Origin of the sequence: Microbacterium sp. NPDC058389 (assembly GCF_042722305.1) — a bacterium.
Taxonomy (GTDB): domain Bacteria; phylum Actinomycetota; class Actinomycetes; order Actinomycetales; family Microbacteriaceae; genus Microbacterium.
Window position 1 is genome coordinate 1 of record NZ_JBHXJQ010000016.1, and the last position, 15044, is coordinate 15044.

At 74.0% G+C, this 15044-nt stretch carries 14 protein-coding genes; 10 read left to right on the plus strand and 4 right to left on the minus strand.

Annotation, left to right across the window (positions count from 1 at the left end; translation table 11 throughout):
• Positions 1–58 precede the first annotated feature (58 nt).
• Positions 59–676: a TetR/AcrR family transcriptional regulator gene (locus ACFWJ8_RS17300; protein ID WP_378813872.1), complete on the minus strand. Its 618-nt coding sequence runs from the start codon at positions 674–676 to the stop codon at positions 59–61.
• Positions 677–763: 87 nt separating this feature from the next.
• On the opposite strand from ACFWJ8_RS17300, the gene ACFWJ8_RS17305 reads away from it, so the two are divergent.
• From ACFWJ8_RS17305 to ACFWJ8_RS17335, 7 genes are all read left to right on the plus strand, one after another.
• Positions 764–1813 (plus strand): FUSC family protein, encoded by a 1050-nt coding sequence (locus tag ACFWJ8_RS17305; RefSeq protein WP_378813874.1) that lies wholly within the window; start codon positions 764–766, stop codon positions 1811–1813.
• Between the two features lie 90 nt (positions 1814–1903).
• Positions 1904–4024, plus strand: coding sequence for an MMPL family transporter (locus ACFWJ8_RS17310; RefSeq protein ID WP_378813876.1), 2121 nt, complete (start codon positions 1904–1906; stop codon positions 4022–4024).
• A complete protein-coding gene (locus ACFWJ8_RS17315) occupies positions 3993–5288 on the plus strand; it encodes a sensor histidine kinase (RefSeq protein ID WP_378813877.1) in 1296 nt (431 codons plus the stop codon). Before ACFWJ8_RS17310 ends, ACFWJ8_RS17315 begins: the two co-directional genes overlap by 32 nt.
• A complete protein-coding gene (locus tag ACFWJ8_RS17320) occupies positions 5285–5908 on the plus strand; it encodes a response regulator (RefSeq protein ID WP_378813879.1) in 624 nt (207 codons plus the stop codon). The genes ACFWJ8_RS17315 and ACFWJ8_RS17320 overlap by 4 nt, the downstream gene beginning before the upstream one ends.
• Positions 5905–7557, plus strand: coding sequence for a DHA2 family efflux MFS transporter permease subunit (locus tag ACFWJ8_RS17325; RefSeq protein ID WP_378813880.1), 1653 nt, complete (start codon positions 5905–5907; stop codon positions 7555–7557). Before ACFWJ8_RS17320 ends, ACFWJ8_RS17325 begins: the two co-directional genes overlap by 4 nt.
• Before the next feature lie 77 nt (positions 7558–7634).
• On the plus strand, positions 7635–8090 hold the full coding sequence (locus ACFWJ8_RS17330) for a DUF2871 domain-containing protein (RefSeq protein WP_378813882.1): 456 nt from the start codon (positions 7635–7637) through the stop codon (positions 8088–8090).
• Positions 8091–8143: 53 nt separating this feature from the next.
• A complete protein-coding gene (locus ACFWJ8_RS17335; RefSeq protein WP_378813884.1) occupies positions 8144–8383 on the plus strand; it encodes a hypothetical protein in 240 nt (79 codons plus the stop codon).
• A gap of 58 nt (positions 8384–8441) precedes the next feature.
• On the opposite strand, the gene ACFWJ8_RS17340 is transcribed toward ACFWJ8_RS17335, so the two are convergent.
• Both ACFWJ8_RS17340 and ACFWJ8_RS17345 read right to left on the minus strand, forming a co-directional pair.
• Positions 8442–9194 carry a YidC/Oxa1 family membrane protein insertase gene (locus ACFWJ8_RS17340; protein ID WP_378813886.1) on the minus strand — a complete coding sequence of 251 codons (753 nt, stop codon included), beginning with the start codon at positions 9192–9194 and terminating at the stop codon, positions 8442–8444.
• An 87-nt stretch (positions 9195–9281) separates the two neighbouring features.
• A complete protein-coding gene (locus ACFWJ8_RS17345) occupies positions 9282–9623 on the minus strand; it encodes a DUF6412 domain-containing protein (protein WP_378813888.1) in 342 nt (113 codons plus the stop codon).
• A 141-nt stretch (positions 9624–9764) separates the two neighbouring features.
• Between ACFWJ8_RS17345 and ACFWJ8_RS17350 the strand changes: the two genes are divergently transcribed.
• Positions 9765–11912 (plus strand): DEAD/DEAH box helicase, encoded by a 2148-nt coding sequence (locus ACFWJ8_RS17350; RefSeq protein WP_378813889.1) that lies wholly within the window; start codon positions 9765–9767, stop codon positions 11910–11912.
• Between the two features lie 12 nt (positions 11913–11924).
• Here the strand turns inward: ACFWJ8_RS17350 and ACFWJ8_RS17355 are convergent, their stop codons facing one another.
• Positions 11925–12551, minus strand: a complete 627-nt coding sequence (locus tag ACFWJ8_RS17355; RefSeq protein WP_378813890.1) for a hypothetical protein — start codon at positions 12549–12551, stop codon at positions 11925–11927.
• A gap of 176 nt (positions 12552–12727) precedes the next feature.
• On the opposite strand from ACFWJ8_RS17355, the gene ACFWJ8_RS17360 reads away from it, so the two are divergent.
• Together ACFWJ8_RS17360 and ACFWJ8_RS17365 are read left to right on the plus strand one after the other, a co-directional pair.
• A complete protein-coding gene (locus tag ACFWJ8_RS17360; protein ID WP_378813891.1) occupies positions 12728–13588 on the plus strand; it encodes a sulfurtransferase in 861 nt (286 codons plus the stop codon).
• Positions 13585–15000, plus strand: a complete 1416-nt coding sequence (locus ACFWJ8_RS17365; RefSeq protein WP_378813892.1) for an NtaA/DmoA family FMN-dependent monooxygenase — start codon at positions 13585–13587, stop codon at positions 14998–15000. The genes ACFWJ8_RS17360 and ACFWJ8_RS17365 overlap by 4 nt, the downstream gene beginning before the upstream one ends.
• Positions 15001–15044: the final 44 nt, after the last annotated feature.

A 15044-nucleotide genomic window follows, 5' to 3' on the forward strand; every position in this document is an offset into this window, starting at 1 on the left:
CGGGGCCCCCCGGCCGCGCGCGGGCCCCCCCGCGGTCTTTCGTCGGGAGGCGAGCCGGTCAGGCCGGTGCGCCGCCGCGCAGCAGGCGGTCCAGCATCACGAGCGCAGCTTCGTGGTCGACCGTCGCGTCGAGCAGCCACTGGGTCTGCAGGCCGTCGGAGGCCGCGATCACGAGCGCGGCGACGAGCATCGGGTCGAGGTCCGGGCGGAGATGGCCGGATGCCTGCAGGCCGCGCACCTGCTCCGCCATGTCTTCGCGCAGCCGGGCGAAGCGCTCGGTGGCGAACTCCTGGGCGGCGGGGTGGTTGTCTTCGAGGGCCATCGCGACCAGGGTCGAGTACAGCTGCACCAGACCGGGGATGGCGCGGTTCTCCTCTGCCGACACGCGCATCGCCATCGCGGGGCTCGACTCCGGAGGAGGCGTCGCCTTCGCACCGTTGGCCTTGCGCTCGGATTCGCGGTAGACCGCGACGAGCAGCTCTTCCAGTGAGCCGAAGTAGTGGGTGAGTGCCGCGTGCGTCACGCCGACCTCCTCGGCGATCGCGCGCAGGCTCGTCTTCTGCGAACCGCGCCTGGCGAACACCTCGATGGCCTTGTCGAGGATCTCCTGGCGTCGGGCGATGCCCTTCGCGTAGCGCCCGCGGGACCGGGGCGCGTCGGCGGGCGAGGAGGTCATAGCCCCGATGATACCGAGTGGAGCCCGAAAACCTCCGATTGGAAGTTCTGCCCGGACGCGGGAGGATGGAGGGGGAGAGGAGGCCGGATGCCGCAGCACGACCCCGCACGCCGGTTCTCTGCCGACCTCCGCCACGCGGTGACCAGTCTGTTCCGGCTCGCGCCCGCGCCCGCGCCCCGCTGGCCGATCGGGCTCCGTGCCGCGATCGCGATGGCTGTGCCGATCGCGCTGATGTCGCTGCTCGGACGCCCCGACCTCGGCTTCCAGGCCGCGACGGGAGCCTTCGTCGCGCTCTACGGCACGCACCTGCCGGTGATCGAGCGCGTCCGCGTCGTGCCCTTCGTCGCCGGGGCGCTGGCCGCGGCGGCCGTGCTCGGTGCGCTCGCCGCTCCGTCGCAGGCCGCGACACTCGTCGGCCTCGCGGTGGTCGCCGTCGTGGCGGCGATCGCGATGTTCGGGTTCCGCGTGGGTCCGCCCGGTCCGCTGTTCGTCGTGCTCGTCTACGGGCTGTCGTCTCACGTCGTCGCGTCGGGCGCGGAAGCCGTCGTCTATGTCGTGGCCGTGGTGTGCGGCATCCTGTTCGCCTCCACCGTGTCGCTCGCTCCGCTCGCGCTGCAGAGCCGGCGGCGAGTGGCGGCGCGACCGCTGCGCGAGATCCTCCCGGGCCCGGCGTGGACCGGCGGGGAGCGGATGCTGGTCGCCCGCGTCGCGCTGGTGACCGTGGTCGGCATCGGCCTGGGACTCGTGCTCGATCCGGATCGGGCGTACTGGATCGTCGGAGCGGCGGTCGCCGTCGTCGGCGTCGCCGCGGACCGCCGTGCGGCCTTCAGCCGTGGGCTGCACCGCATGGTCGGCACGGTGGTGGGAGCCGGCGTGTATCTGCTGCTCGCCCCGCTGCCGCTCTCGCCGCTGTGGCTCGCCCTCGTGCTCGGCCTGCTGCAGTTCACGATCGAGCTGCTCGTGGTGCGCAACTACGCCCTGGCGCTGGTGTTCATCACGCCGCTCGTGCTGCTGCTCACCGGAGCCGCCACCGGAACCGTCGACACGGTCGCCGTCGCGGCCGAGCGGGTCGTCGACACGCTTGTCGGCGCAGCGCTGGGGGCGGCGAGCGGCCTGCTGCATCCGCGAGACGACTGAGCGCGATCACCCCGCCTCCACCGATCGGTTGATCCCGGGGTCGACTGTGCGCGCGACGCTGGATGCCACGCCGGCGAGTGGAGTGTAGGGGTGCACCGGTTCATCGATTCCCTGTCCCACGGGCTGACCTCTCGTCGAGGCGCCTGGATCTCGCTCGCGCTCGGCGTCCTGGCGTTCGTCGCCCTCCTCGGCGTGTTCGGCCGCGCCGACCTCGCAGCGGGCAGCGACCCGGTGCCACCGCAATCCGAGAGCGGCCAGGTCGCGGCGCTGTCGGACCAGTTCCCGGATGCCGACGAGCAGACGCTGCTCGTCGTCGCGAGCCGCGACGACGGCGGGGCGCTCACGGCCGCCGACCTCGCCGAGCTCACGGCGCTGGCGACGGCGATCGATGCCGAGACCGGCGCCGCGTCGGTCGGGCCCTTTCCGAGCGAGGACGGCGGAGCCGCCGTCATCCAGTCGACCGTGTCGATCGGCGACGAGGACGACGGGGCCGAACACGCCGTCGAGGGCATCCGCGACGCCATCGCCGACGAGCCGATCGACGGCGTCTCGGTGCAGGTCACGGGCGGTGCCGCGTTCGGCGTCGACGTCGCGGCGGCGTTCGACGGCGCGGACTTCACGCTCCTGCTCGTCACCGTCGGGATCGTCGCACTGCTGCTCATCCTGACCTACCGCTCCCCGGTGCTGTGGCTCGTGCCGCTGGTCGTCGTCGCGTTCGCCGACCAGCTCGCGAGCAAGGCCACGGCCGCCCTCGGGACAGCGCTCGACCTGCAGTTCGACACCGGCATCGTCAGCGTGCTCGTGTTCGGGGCGGGGACCAACTACGCGCTGCTGCTGATCTCGCGGTACCGCGAACAGCTGCTGAGGGAGTCCGACCACCGCGTCGCGCTCGCGCGCGCCTGGCGGGCGAGCCTCCCCGCGATCGTGGCCTCCAACGCCACCGTCGTGCTGTCGCTCCTGACGCTGCTGCTCGCCGTCGTGCCCGGCACCCGCGGCCTCGGCATCGCCTCGGCGCTGGGTCTGCTGATCGCGCTCGCCGCCGTGCTGTTCGTGCTGCCGCCCGCCCTGGCCGTGTGCGGCCGCGGGGTGTTCTGGCCGCTCGTTCCGCGCCCGGGTCGGCCCACCCGACGCGTCGGCGCCTGGCGCGCCTTGGGCGCCCGTGTCGTCGCCCGCCCCATTCTGCCGGTGCTCGCCGGGCTCGTGCTGCTCGCCGTCTCGGCGACCGGGCTCGTCGGGATGCAGCTCGGCCTGACGCAGGCCGAGCGCTTCCGGGTGCCGTCGGAGTCGGCCATCGGGCTGGAGGTGCTGGGCGACCACTTCTCGCCCGGTGAGGCCGAGCCTCTGGTCGTGATCGCCGAGGCGGACGACGCGGATGCCGTCACGGCGGCCATCGACGACGTCCCCGGTGTCGAGCGGGCGGTCATCGTGGCCGAGAGCGACGACGACGCACTCGTGAGGCTGCTCGTGGTGGGTGACGCCGAGCCCGGCTCGCCCGAGAGCCTGCAGCTCGTGCGGGATGTGCGGGACGCCGCGCACGCGGCCTCCGGCTCCGCGCTCGTCGGCGGACCCGCCGGCCAGGCGCTCGACGCGCGCGACGCGAATGTGCGGGACTTCCTCGTGATCGCGCCTCTCGTGCTGCTCGTCACGCTCGCGGTGCTGATCCTCCTGCTGCGGGCGCTCGTCGCGCCGCTCGTGCTGCTCCTGGTCAACGCGCTGAGCGCCACAGCCGCGATCGGGGCCGGCGCCTGGCTCGGACGCACGCTGTTCGGCTGGACCGCGCTCGACCTGCAGGTGCCGCTGCTGGCGTTCCTGTTCCTCGTGGCGCTGGGGGTGGACTACACGATCTTCCTCGTGCATCGCGCGCGGGCCGAGGCGGCGATGGTCGGCACCCGGCCGGGGATGGTGAACGCCGTCGCCGCGACCGGCGGGGTCATCACGAGCGCCGGGCTCGTCCTGGCGGGCGTGTTCGCGGCGCTCGGGCTGCTCCCTCTGGTGACGCTCGGCCAGCTCGGATTGATCGTCGGTGTGGGCGTGCTGGTCGATACCCTGGTCGTGCGCACCCTCGTCGTGCCCGCGCTGTTCTCGCTGGTCGGCGACCGCATGTGGTGGCCGGGCCGGATCCCGCGGGTCCCGGCTTCGCGCGACGGGGACGCCGTGCCAGAGGAGGGGGTGCCCGGGGATGTCGCAGCTCTCCGCGAGCCCGTCGGCTGAGTCCGGCGGCCCGCCGCCGCGGCCGGTGCGGTCGTGGCGCGGGCTCGTCGGGTCGATCCGGGTCGGGCAGGCCGTCATCACGGCAGCCCTGATCGTGATCGGCGCCGTCCGTGCCGTCGGTGACGGCACCCCCGTGCCGTGGGTCGTCGCCGTATCGGTCGTGTTCGCGGGCTGGTACTTCGGCGGGCTGCTGCTCAGCGAGCGCACGCGCGACCGCGGACTCGCCGCCGGCTGGCTCGTCGGCCTCGCCCTCATCTGGGTCGGCGCGGTCGCCATCTCGCCGGAGTTCGTGTGGCTCGCGTTCCCGCTGTGGCTGCTCGCGGGGTTCGTGCTGCGCATGCGCTGGGCGATCCCGTTCAGCGTGGTGGTCCTGCTCGTGGTGATCGCGGCTCCGGTGGTCCACACCGGCACCACCAGCTACGCGAACGTCATCGGGCCGGCGGTCGGCGGCGTGTTCGCGCTCGGGATCTCCCGGGGCTACCTGGAGCTCGTCCGCGACGGGCGCGAGCGACAGCGGCTCATCGCGTCGCTGGTCGCGGCTCAGCAGGAGACCGCCGCGCTGCAGGAGGAGCTGGCCGTGGCGCAGCGCGATGCCGGCGCCATCGCCGAGCGCACCCGCCTCTCCCGCGACATCCACGACACGGTGGCGCAGAGCCTGACATCGATCCGCATGATCGCGACGTCGGCTTCCGTCGACGCGGAGGATCGGGATGCTTCGTCTCGTTCCTCGCTCAGCACAAGTGCCTCCAGCCGGGCCCTCGCCCAGATCGGCGAGCTCGCCCGCGAGGGTCTGGCGGACACCCGCCGCATCGTCGCGGCGCTCATGCCCGCCGAGCTGGACGGATCGCCGCTGGCCGACGCCCTGGGACGAATGCTGACGCGTCTCGAAGACGAGACGGGCGTGCATACCGAGCTGCGCGTCGACGATGAGCTGCCGGCGCTGCCGGTCGCGGCCGAGGTCGCGCTGCTGAGGACCGCGCAGTCGGCACTCGCCAACGTGCGGCTGCACGCGGGGGCGAGCCGCGTCGTGGTCACGATGGCCGACGGCGGCGACACGGTGCGGCTGGACATCGTGGACGACGGGGTGGGATTCGACGCCACAGGCTGGGCGTCGCGCCCCACCGGGCCCGCGGGAGGCTACGGGCTGCGCGCGATGCGCGAACGGCTGCGAGAGCTCGGGGGCGGGCTCGACGTCGAGAGCGCGCCCGGCGAGGGCGTCGCGCTGTCGGCGTCGGTGCCGATCATGACAGGAGGTGCGCGATGACCGCGCTGCGGGTGCTGATCGCCGATGACCACCCGATCGTCCGCGCCGGTGTGCGCTCCCTGTTCGCCGGGCAGCCCGGCATCGAGATCGTCGGAGAGGCGGCCACCGGCGAGGAGGCCGTCGCCCTGGCGCACCACGAGCGCCCGGAGGTCGTCCTGTGCGACCTGCGGATGGGTGAGGGCATGGACGGCGTGCAGACCACGGCCGCGCTGCGGGCCCTCGAGCCGGCGCCCGCCGTCGTGATCCTCACGACGTTCGACCGGGATGCCGAGATCCTCGGCGCGATCGAGGCCGGCGCCGCGGGCTACGTGCTGAAGGACGCGCCGCCCGACACGATCGTGCGCGCCGTGCGCGACGCCGCCGCCGGCCGGCTCGCGCTCACCCCTGAACTGAGCGCACGCGTCGTGCAGGTGCTGCGCGCCCCGCGGGTGCGGCTCACCGACCGCGAGCTCGACGTGCTGCGGCTGCTCGCGACCGGCGCCTCCAACCCGCAGATCGCCAAATCCCTGTTCGTCACCGAGGCGACCGTCAAGACCCACCTCGTCCACATCTTCGGCAAGCTCGGCGTCGACACCAGATCGCGGGCCGTCGCCGTCGCCCAAGAGAGAGGCATCCTATGAGCGCCGCCGCCCCCGTCCCGCAGACCGACGACGTCGCGGCTCCGACGCGCCGCGACTGGCTCGCGCTCGCCGTGCTCTCGATCGGCCTCGGCATGATCGTGCTCGACGGCACCATCGTCGGCGTCGCGCTGCCCGACATCATCGCCGACCTCGGGATGGACCTCACCGACGCGCAGTGGGTGAGCAGCCTGTACGCGGCCGTGCTGGCCGCGCTGCTGCTGTCGACCGGGCGTCTCGCCGACCGCTGGGGACGCAGGCTGCTGTTCCTCGTCGGGCTCGGCGTGTTCGTCGGCGGCAGCGTCCTCGCGGCGATGGCCGAGGCATCCGGCCCGCTCATCGGGGCCCGCGCCGTGCAGGCGGTCGGCGCCGCGCTCATCATGCCTTCCACCCTGTCCACGGTGAACGCCGTCTTCCGCGGCCGCTACCGGGCCGCCGCCTTCGGCGTGTGGGGCGCCGTCATCTCCGGCGCGGCGGCGGTGGGTCCGCTGGCGGGCGGCGCGCTCACCGAGTACGCGTCGTGGCAGTGGATCTTCCTCGTGAACGTGCCGGTCGGCGCGCTCGTGTTCATCGCCGTGCTGCTCGTCGTACCCGAGACCCGCGGCGGCACGCGGGGCCCCGGCATCGACGTCGACGGGGCGCTGCTGTCGGCCATCGGATTCGGCGCCCTCGTGTTCTCGATCATCGAGGGCCCCGACCTCGGATGGTTCCGTCCGAAGACCGAGTTCCAGATCTTCGGCTGGGTGTGGCCGGCGGACGCCGCGATCTCGATCATCCCGATCACTCTGGCGATCGCGGTCACGTCCTTGGTGCTCTTCGTCCTGTGGGAACGCCACCGCGCCCGCAACGGGCGATCGGCCCTGCTGGACCTGAAGCTGTTCCGGCTCCCCACGTTCACGTGGGGGAACGTGACCGCCGGCGCGGTCGCCGTGGGGGAGTTCGCGATCATCTTCGTGCTGCCCCTGTACCTCGTCAACGCGCTCGGCATGAACGCGATGGGAGCGGGACTCGTGCTGGCCGCGATGGCGCTGGGCGCGTTCGCCTCAGGAGCGGCGGCACGCCACGTGGCCGCGCGGTTCGGCGCCCCCGGGACCGTCCTGGTCGGACTCGTCCTCGAGGTCGCCGGCGTCGTCGCCGTCGCGCTGGTGGTCACCGCGACCACGCCGGGCTGGCTGGTGGCGCTGCCGCTCGTGGTCTACGGGCTGGGCCTGGGACTGGCATCCGCTCAGCTCACCGGCACCGTGCTGCGCGACGTGCCGGTCGCCCAGTCGGGCCAGGGGTCGGCGACGCAGAGCACCGTGCGCCAGGTCGGCTCGGCACTCGGCACGGCGTTCGCCGGCGCCGCGCTGTCGATCGCGCTGGCGCTGACGCTGCCGGCCGCGCTGAGTTCGGCCGGGTTCACGGGTTCCACCGCCGACAGCGTCGCCGAGGCGACGCGGCAGTCCGCCGGGACGACCATCACGCAGCTGCGCGCGCAGGGCGACGCCGGCCCACTCGGCGACCAGACCGCCGCGGCCGTCGATGCGCTCGCCGCCGGGTTCGCGGACGCGACGCGCTGGGCGCTGCTGGTGGCGTCGCTGTTCCTGCTGCTGGGGCTCGTCGGCGCGCTGCTGCTGCGCCGGGCGGCCCGACGGACGCCCGCGGACGGCTGACGCCGAGATCAACCTTTCGGTGGATCCCGCCCGGGCCCGCCCGAGCGACCCTGGAAGGGACGATCGAGAGGAACGCCATGCGCAAGCTCTACTACGCCGCCTTCGGCTACATGCTCGCCGGAGTCGTGTCCGGCCTGTTCTACCGCGAGTTCACGAAGGTCAACGACTTCCCCGAGGGGCAGTTCACACAGCTCGGGCTCGCCCACACGCACCTGCTGACCCTCGGCTTCATCATCCTGCTGATCGTGCTCGTCCTCGAGAAGGTGTTCACGCTGTCGGCGTCGAAGCTGTTCGGCTGGTTCTTCTGGGTCTACAACGCCGGGGTCGTGGTGACCTCCGCGATGCTGATCTGGCACGGTTCGCTCACCGTGCTGGGGCAGGAGTCGTCCAAGGCCATCGCGGGGATCGCGGGCATGGGGCACATCCTCCTCACTGCGGGCATGGTGCTGCTCTTCCTGGCTCTCGGCACGGCACTGCGTCGGCCGGCGGCCGCGGGCGAGCGGATGCCGCAGGCCGAGGCCGCGGGGGTCTAGGCTCGGGCGGTATCACCGCGGGCGACGAGGCCTCATCACGATGAGGAGGCCCCATGTTCCGTGACCACGCCCCGACGGGAACCGCGCTGCGTGCGGCGTGGAGGCGTGCGGCCGCATGCTGGTCGAGCCGGCTTGCTCGGCTCTTCGAGCGGACGTTCCTGCCGTTCGCGCCGCTCGACGTCGCCGTGCCCGTGCTGCGGGCGCAGGCCGCGTCGACGGCGCAGCCCGACCACGAACCCGCTCCTGCGATCGCGCCCGCCCGGCTGGGGCCGCCGCTGGAGTGGATCCCCTGACACCGAGCGGGCGCGACGCCTGTCCGTGGGCGCGCCGTGCGACAGCTCAGGCGCGCCGTCATCGCGCCGCCAGCGGGAACCTCCGGCGCAGCACGACCCGCTGTGCGAGCGTCCAGGCGACCGTCGTCGCGAGATAGAGCGCGGCGGCCAGGGGCACGAACAGGGCGAAGACCGCCGTCGTGAACTGCAGCACCCCGGCGACCCGCGCCATGCCGGCGCCGGCGAGGGGCGAGGCATCCGGTGATTCGTCGACCTGCGGACGGAACGCGCGTCGGGTCAGCTCGGCGACCACGACGATCACCGCGATCACGCCCGCGAACACCGCGGCAGTGGCGAGCGTCGCGGCGCCGGACGCCGCGGCGCCCACCGCACTGAGCCCGAGCGGGACGCCGAGCAGCTGCTGCGTCAGCAGAGTGTTGGCGTGACCGGCGATGGCGGGGTGCAGGAACAGCGCGTACACGATCGCGACGACCGGCGCCTGTGCGAGCATCGGCAGGCAGCCCGCGAACGGCGACGTCTTCTCGTCGGCGTAGAGCTTCATCGTCTCGCGCTGCAGGCGCTCGGGGTCGCGCTTGTGGCGCTTCTGCAGCTCGCGCAGCTTCGGTGCGAGCCGGCTGCGGGTCTGCTCGGCCCGGGCCTGCGAGATCCCGACCGGGATGAGGGCGGCGCGGACCGCCAGGGTCAGCAGGATGACGGATGCCGCGGCCGCGGCGGTTCCGGCGACCGGCTCGAGCAGCGCGATGAGGTGCATGAGCAGGGCGTAGGCCGCGTCGAGGATCGCGGCGACGGGTGGGAAGGCGTAGAGGTCCAAGGGATGTCCGTTTCGTCCGGTGCGGTTCGTGGCATGCGGCCACGAGGGCACCGGCGGACGCCCGCTCGGCGGGACGTGCGCGGTGGGCTACGCGGCCGGGGCCGCGATCCCGGGTGCGCGCGGACGGGAGTGCCCCGGCGCGTCGGGGTGCGACGCCGTGAGGCGCGTCGCGTCGGCGATCGCCCGGAGCGGATGCGCTCCGGCGGCGACCGTGCGTGCCGGCGCCCGGAACAGCGCGATCGCGACGGCGAGCACGGCGAGGGCGGCGACGAGCGTCACCGCGAGGACGAGCGCGCCGGTGTCCGTCGCGAGCGGAGCCGTCTCGAACAGCGGGCGGGCGGTGGCGGCGATCAGCTCGGCCGCGGGGCGGATCACGGCCGCCAGGAGCTCGACGAGGGCGCGCAGCGTGATGCCGATGGCGTCGAACACGGGGCCTCCCTCCGTCGCGGCCACGGTAGCACGGGCACGACTCCTCCCCAGCGGGGTGCTGCACGCTGGACCACCGGCCAGCTTCACAGGCCGCCGCCGGCGGGGCGGCGGATGTCAGCGGCATGAGGCAGGGTGGAACGCGTGACAGCGACGACCGACACCCGCACCGAAGCCCTCGAGGTGCTGCGCGCTCTCGTCGGCCGCGACGACGCCGAGTTCCACGACGGGCAGTTCGAGGCGATCCAGGCCCTCGTCGATGATCGGCGCCGCGCACTCGTCGTGCAGCGCACCGGCTGGGGCAAATCGGCCGTCTACTTCGTGTCGACGCTCCTGCTCCGCCGGCGCGGCGCGGGGCCGACCGTCCTGGTCTCGCCGCTGCTCGCCCTGATGCGCGACCAGATCGCCGCCGCCGCCCGCGCCGGCGTCCGCGCGGTCAAGATCGACTCGACGAACGCGCACGAGTGGACCGATGTGCTCGCACAGCTCGACGCCGACGAGGTCGACGTGCTGCTGGTGTCGCCCGAGCGCCTGAACAACCCGTCGTTCCGCGACGAGCAGCTGCCGCAGCTCGTCGCGCGCATCGGGCTGCTGGTGGTCGACGAGGCGCACTGCATCAGCGACTGGGGCCACGACTTCCGGCCCGACTACCGGCGCCTGCGCGACCTCATCGCCCGCATGCCCGCGGGGGTGCCGGTGCTCGCCACGACCGCCACGGCCAACAGCCGGGTGGTGGCCGACGTCGCCGAGCAGCTCGACGCCCGGACCGGGGATGCTTCGTCTCGTCCCTCGCTCAGCACAAGTGCCGCAGACCCCGGCGTGCTGACCATCCGCGGCCCGCTCGCACGCGCGTCGCTGCGGTTGGGCGTGCTGCGCCTGCCCGATTCGCCCAGCAGGCTCGCGTGGCTCATCAGCCACCTCGGCGACCTGCCGGGGTCGGGCATCATCTACACGCTCACCGTCGCCGCGGCCAACGACACTGCTCGGCTGCTGCGTGAACGCGGGTACGACGTCCGCGCGTACACCGGGCAGACCGACACCGACGAGCGCGAGGAGTCGGAGGCGCTGCTGAAGGACAACCGCGTCAAGGCTCTCGTCGCCACCAGTGCGCTCGGCATGGGGTTCGACAAGCCCGACCTCGGCTTCGTCGTGCATCTGGGCGCGCCGTCGTCCCCGGTGTCGTATTACCAGCAGGTCGGCCGTGCCGGTCGTGCGACCGCGTCGGCGGACGTGCTGCTCCTGCCCGGCACCGAGGATCGCGAGATCTGGCATTACTTCGCGACCGCCTCGATGCCCGACCGCGAGCGCGCCGAGCGCGTCCTGTCGGCGCTGGCGCAGGCGGGCGGGCCGCTGTCGACGCCCGCGCTGGAGGCGATCGTCGACATCCGGCGCACGCCGCTCGAGCTGCTGCTCAAGGTGCTCGACGTGGACGGCGCCGTAGGACGCGTGCGCGGTGGCTGGATCGCGACCGGGCAGCCGTGGGCCTACGACGAAGAGCGCTACCGTCGCATCGCGGCCGAGCGCGTCGCTGAGCAGCAGCACATGATCGAGTACGAAGACACCGACGGCTGTCGCATGGAGTTCCTGCAGCGGTCGCTCGACGACGAGACCGCCGCGCCCTGCGGGCGCTGCGACAACTGCGCCAGCCCGTGGTTCCCGACCGAGATCGCCGCCACCGCGGCGGATGCCGCCACCGCTGCGCTCGACCGCGTCGGCGTGCCGATCGAGCCGCGCCGGCAGTGGCCGACCGGGGCCGACCGCCTGGGCGTGGCCGTCAAGGGACGCATCGCCGCCGATGAGCAGGCGACCGAGGGCCGCGCCCTCGCGCGCCTGACCGACCTCGGCTGGGGCGGGGCGATGCGCGACCTGTTCGCCGCCGGCGCGGCCGACCAGCCCGTGCCGCAGAACGTGCTCGGCGCCTGCGTGCGGGTGCTCGCCGAGTGGAAGTGGGAGGACCGGCCGGTCGCCGTCGTCGCGATGCCGTCCCGGACGAAGCCGCAGCTCGTCGACTCCCTTGCCCGCGGGCTCGCCGGCATCGGACGCCTGCCCTACCTCGGTGCACTCGACCTCGTGGACGGCGGACCCACCGGGCAGGCGGGTGGCAACAGCGCGTTCAGAGTCGCGGGCGTGTGGGGCCGGTTCTCGGCGGAGGGCCTCGACGTTCCCCCCGGGCCGGTGCTGCTGGTGGACGACCGCCTCGACAGCGGCTGGACGCTCACCGTCGCCGCGCGCGAGCTGCGCCGCGCCGGGGCGACGGCCGTGCTGCCGTTCGTCCTCGCCCTGCGGGGCTGATCGTCGCCGAGGCTAGGCGGGCGGCGTCGGGCCGGAACGCCGAGGTCTGCGCACGATCAGGTACGTGACCGCGCCGCCCACGAGCAGCACCAGCAGCGCGACCCAGGGCACCCAGCTCGCGGCGGTGACATCGGCGTCCGACGCGTCGGCGGTGGGCGTGGGCGTGGGCGTGGGCGTGGGCGTCGGCGAGGCGGTCGGTGTGGGTGTGGGCGTCGGGGTTGACGTCGGTGTCGGCGTCTGAGCCGCCGTGGGCTCCGGCACGGGAACCACCGTCGGCTCCGGCGCGACGGTCGACGTCGGCTCGGGTGCCGGCTCCTGCGTCGGTGTCGGCGTCGGCGTGGGTTCCGGCGCCACGGTCGGGGTCGGCAGGGGTGGGAGGACGCCGGTGCGCGTCGGAGTCGGCGCCGGCTCGGGCGTCGGTGTCGGTGTCGGTGTCGGAGAAGGGCTCCGCGTGGGGAGCAGGTCGGTCGGACGTGTCGTGGGCAGATCGGTCGGGAGTGCGGTCGGCATCGGGAAGATGCCGGTTCCGCAGCCCGCGAGGAGGGCCGCGGCGGCCACGACTGCCAGGCCGGCGATCGCGCGGCGTGCGCGCAGGCCGCGCAGCGGCTTCGCCGGGCGGGGATCCTGGGTGTGCGGCATCCACTTCTCCTGACGTTCTCCCCGGAGCGTAGGGGCGCGGCGCGGGCGCGCGCGTCACTCGCCGAGGGTGACTGCGTGTGACGTCGCATGACGCCGTATCGCGGCGTATGACGCCCGGTCGCGGCATGTGTCGTCATACCGTTCCGTGCCCGGCGCGGCGGCGCGAGCATGACCCCATGCCTTCCCCACTCATCTCGCCGACCGAGCTCGCCGACCTCATCCGCAGCGGCACCCCGCCGCGGATCCTGGACGTGCGCTGGCGTCTCGACCAGCCGGAAGGACGCCCGGCGTACCTCGACGGGCACCTGCCCGGCGCCGTCTACGTCGACCTCGACCACGAGCTGGCACGGCGTGGCGATCCGCGGGAGGGGCGGCATCCCCTTCCCTCGCGCGAGCAGCTGCAGGCCGCGGCCCGGCGGTGGGGCATCCACCAGGGCGACACCGTCGTCACGTACGACGACGTGCACTCCGTCGCCGCGGCGCGCGCCTGGTGGGTGCTGACGCGGTCGGGCATCGCCGACGTGCGGGTGCTCGACGGCGGCCTGCGCGGCTGGCTCACCGAACGGCTGCCGCTGGACACCGGCGACGTGCTGCCCCGCCCGCCGGGGGACGTCGTGCTCGGCGAGATCACCGAGGGCGTCGCCGACATCGACGGCGTCGAGGAATGGCCCGACCACGGCCTGCTGCTCGACGTGCGCGCGCCCGACCGCTACCGCGGCGACTCCGAGCCGCACGATCCGGTCGGCGGGCACATCCCCGGCGCCGTCAACCTGCCGACGACCGTGCATCTGACCGCGGGCCGGTTCCGCACGCCCGACGAGATCCGCGCCGAGTTCGCGGCGGCGGGTGTGGCGGAGGGCGTCTCGGTGGCCGCGTACTGCGGCTCCGGCATCGCCGCCACCCACACGGCGCTCGCCGGAGCGCTGGCGGGCATCGACGTCGTCGTGTACCCCGGGTCGTGGAGCCAGTGGTCGCGCTCGCGCGGCCGGCTCGCCGCCGTCGGCTCGGCGCCCTCGCTGGACGTGGTGCCGGTATGACGGATGCCGCCACCGGGCCCCTCATCGTCGGCGCCATGGTGCGCACGCTCGGCGCGTACCCCTCGGGGTGGCGGCACCCGGGCGCGCACGCCGATCCCCGGACGGACGCCGCCGTGCTGCGCCGCGTCGCTGAGCTCGCCGAGGACGCCGACCTTGACTACCTGTTCTTCGGCGACTGGCTCGCCACCGGGCCCGATCTGGAGTTCCGAGACCCGTACCTGCTCGCGCGCATCGACCCGGTGAGCGCGGTGCTGTTCCTCGCGGGCATCACCGAGCGCATCGGGCTCATCGCGACCGTGAACTCCACGTACGCCGACCCCTACGCGACGGCGCGGGCGACGGCATCCCTCGATCTGCTCACCGGCGGACGCGCCGGGGTGAACCTCGTCACCGGTGCGGAGCCGCGCGCTGCCGCCAACCACGGCCGTGACGCCCACGCCGACAACGAGACCCGTTACGACCGTGCCGAGGAGTTCGTCCAGGCGCTGCGGCTGCTGTGGGAGTCGTGGGACGAGGACGCCTGGATCGCCGACCCCGACAGCGGCATCCTGATCGACGCCGAACGCCTGCGGACCGCCGCCCTCCAGGGCACGCAGGTGCGCGTCGAGGGCCCGCTCAACGTCGCCCGGCCGCCGCAGGGGCACCCGCCCATCGTGCACGCCGGCACGTCGCCGCGCTCGCGCGCGCTCGCCGCGACCGAGGCCGACCTCGCCCTGATCGCCGCGGGCGACCCGGCTGTGGCCGCCGCAACGCGGGCCGAGCTGCGAGCCCTGGCGGCGGCATCCGGTCGCGACCCCGAAGACCTCAAGGTGATCGTGCCGGTGCTGCCGGTGGTGGCCGAGACGGACGCCGCCGCGCGCGCGATCGTGGACCGGCTGCTGCTGCTCGTGCCGCTGGACGACGGCGCGTCGGCGCATGCGCAGCGACCCGGGTTCCCGGCGAACCGGTCGCTCGGCTCGTTCCTCGATGTCGCCGCCATCGCCCCGGACGACCCGGCGCGCGCGGCGGCCGTCGACGACCCGGTGCCGGCCGCGACCGCGGCGACGTTCGCCGAGGCGGCCGTGCGCACTCTCGACGTCGTGCGCGCCCGGACCGGGCGGGGCCTCGGCGGCGACCACCCGGTCACGTGGCGGCACCTGGTCGCGGCGCACGCGGTGCCGGCGAACTTCGTCGTCGGCGACCCGTCGGTGATCGCCGACCACTTCGAGCTCTGGCGCGATGCCGGCGCCGCCGACGGCTTCAACGTGCTGTCGGCCTTCCAGCCCGCGCAGTTCGAGGCGTTCACGGCCCTCGCGGTGCCGGAGCTCCGCCGCCGCGGGCTGATCGGCCGCCAGGGCGCCACGCTGCGTGAGCGGCTGGCGCTCGGGGCGCCACGGCTCGCCCACGTCGAGGCACTCGCGTCCGGTCGTTGAGCGGAGCGCGCTCTCGCGCGCGCAGACGAAACGCCTCGACCGAC

Coding starts and splice junctions, on each gene's coding strand:
- ACFWJ8_RS17300 (WP_378813872.1), bottom strand. CDS start 676: ATGACCTCCTCGCCCGCCGACGCGCCCCGGTCCCGCGGGCGCTACGCG.
- ACFWJ8_RS17305 (WP_378813874.1), top strand. CDS start 764: ATGCCGCAGCACGACCCCGCACGCCGGTTCTCTGCCGACCTCCGCCAC.
- ACFWJ8_RS17315 (WP_378813877.1), top strand. CDS start 3,993: ATGTCGCAGCTCTCCGCGAGCCCGTCGGCTGAGTCCGGCGGCCCGCCG.
- ACFWJ8_RS17320 (WP_378813879.1), top strand. CDS start 5,285: ATGACCGCGCTGCGGGTGCTGATCGCCGATGACCACCCGATCGTCCGC.
- ACFWJ8_RS17325 (WP_378813880.1), top strand. CDS start 5,905: ATGAGCGCCGCCGCCCCCGTCCCGCAGACCGACGACGTCGCGGCTCCG.
- ACFWJ8_RS17330 (WP_378813882.1), top strand. CDS start 7,635: ATGCGCAAGCTCTACTACGCCGCCTTCGGCTACATGCTCGCCGGAGTC.
- ACFWJ8_RS17335 (WP_378813884.1), top strand. CDS start 8,144: ATGTTCCGTGACCACGCCCCGACGGGAACCGCGCTGCGTGCGGCGTGG.
- ACFWJ8_RS17355 (WP_378813890.1), bottom strand. CDS start 12,551: ATGCCGCACACCCAGGATCCCCGCCCGGCGAAGCCGCTGCGCGGCCTG.
- ACFWJ8_RS17360 (WP_378813891.1), top strand. CDS start 12,728: ATGCCTTCCCCACTCATCTCGCCGACCGAGCTCGCCGACCTCATCCGC.
- ACFWJ8_RS17365 (WP_378813892.1), top strand. CDS start 13,585: ATGACGGATGCCGCCACCGGGCCCCTCATCGTCGGCGCCATGGTGCGC.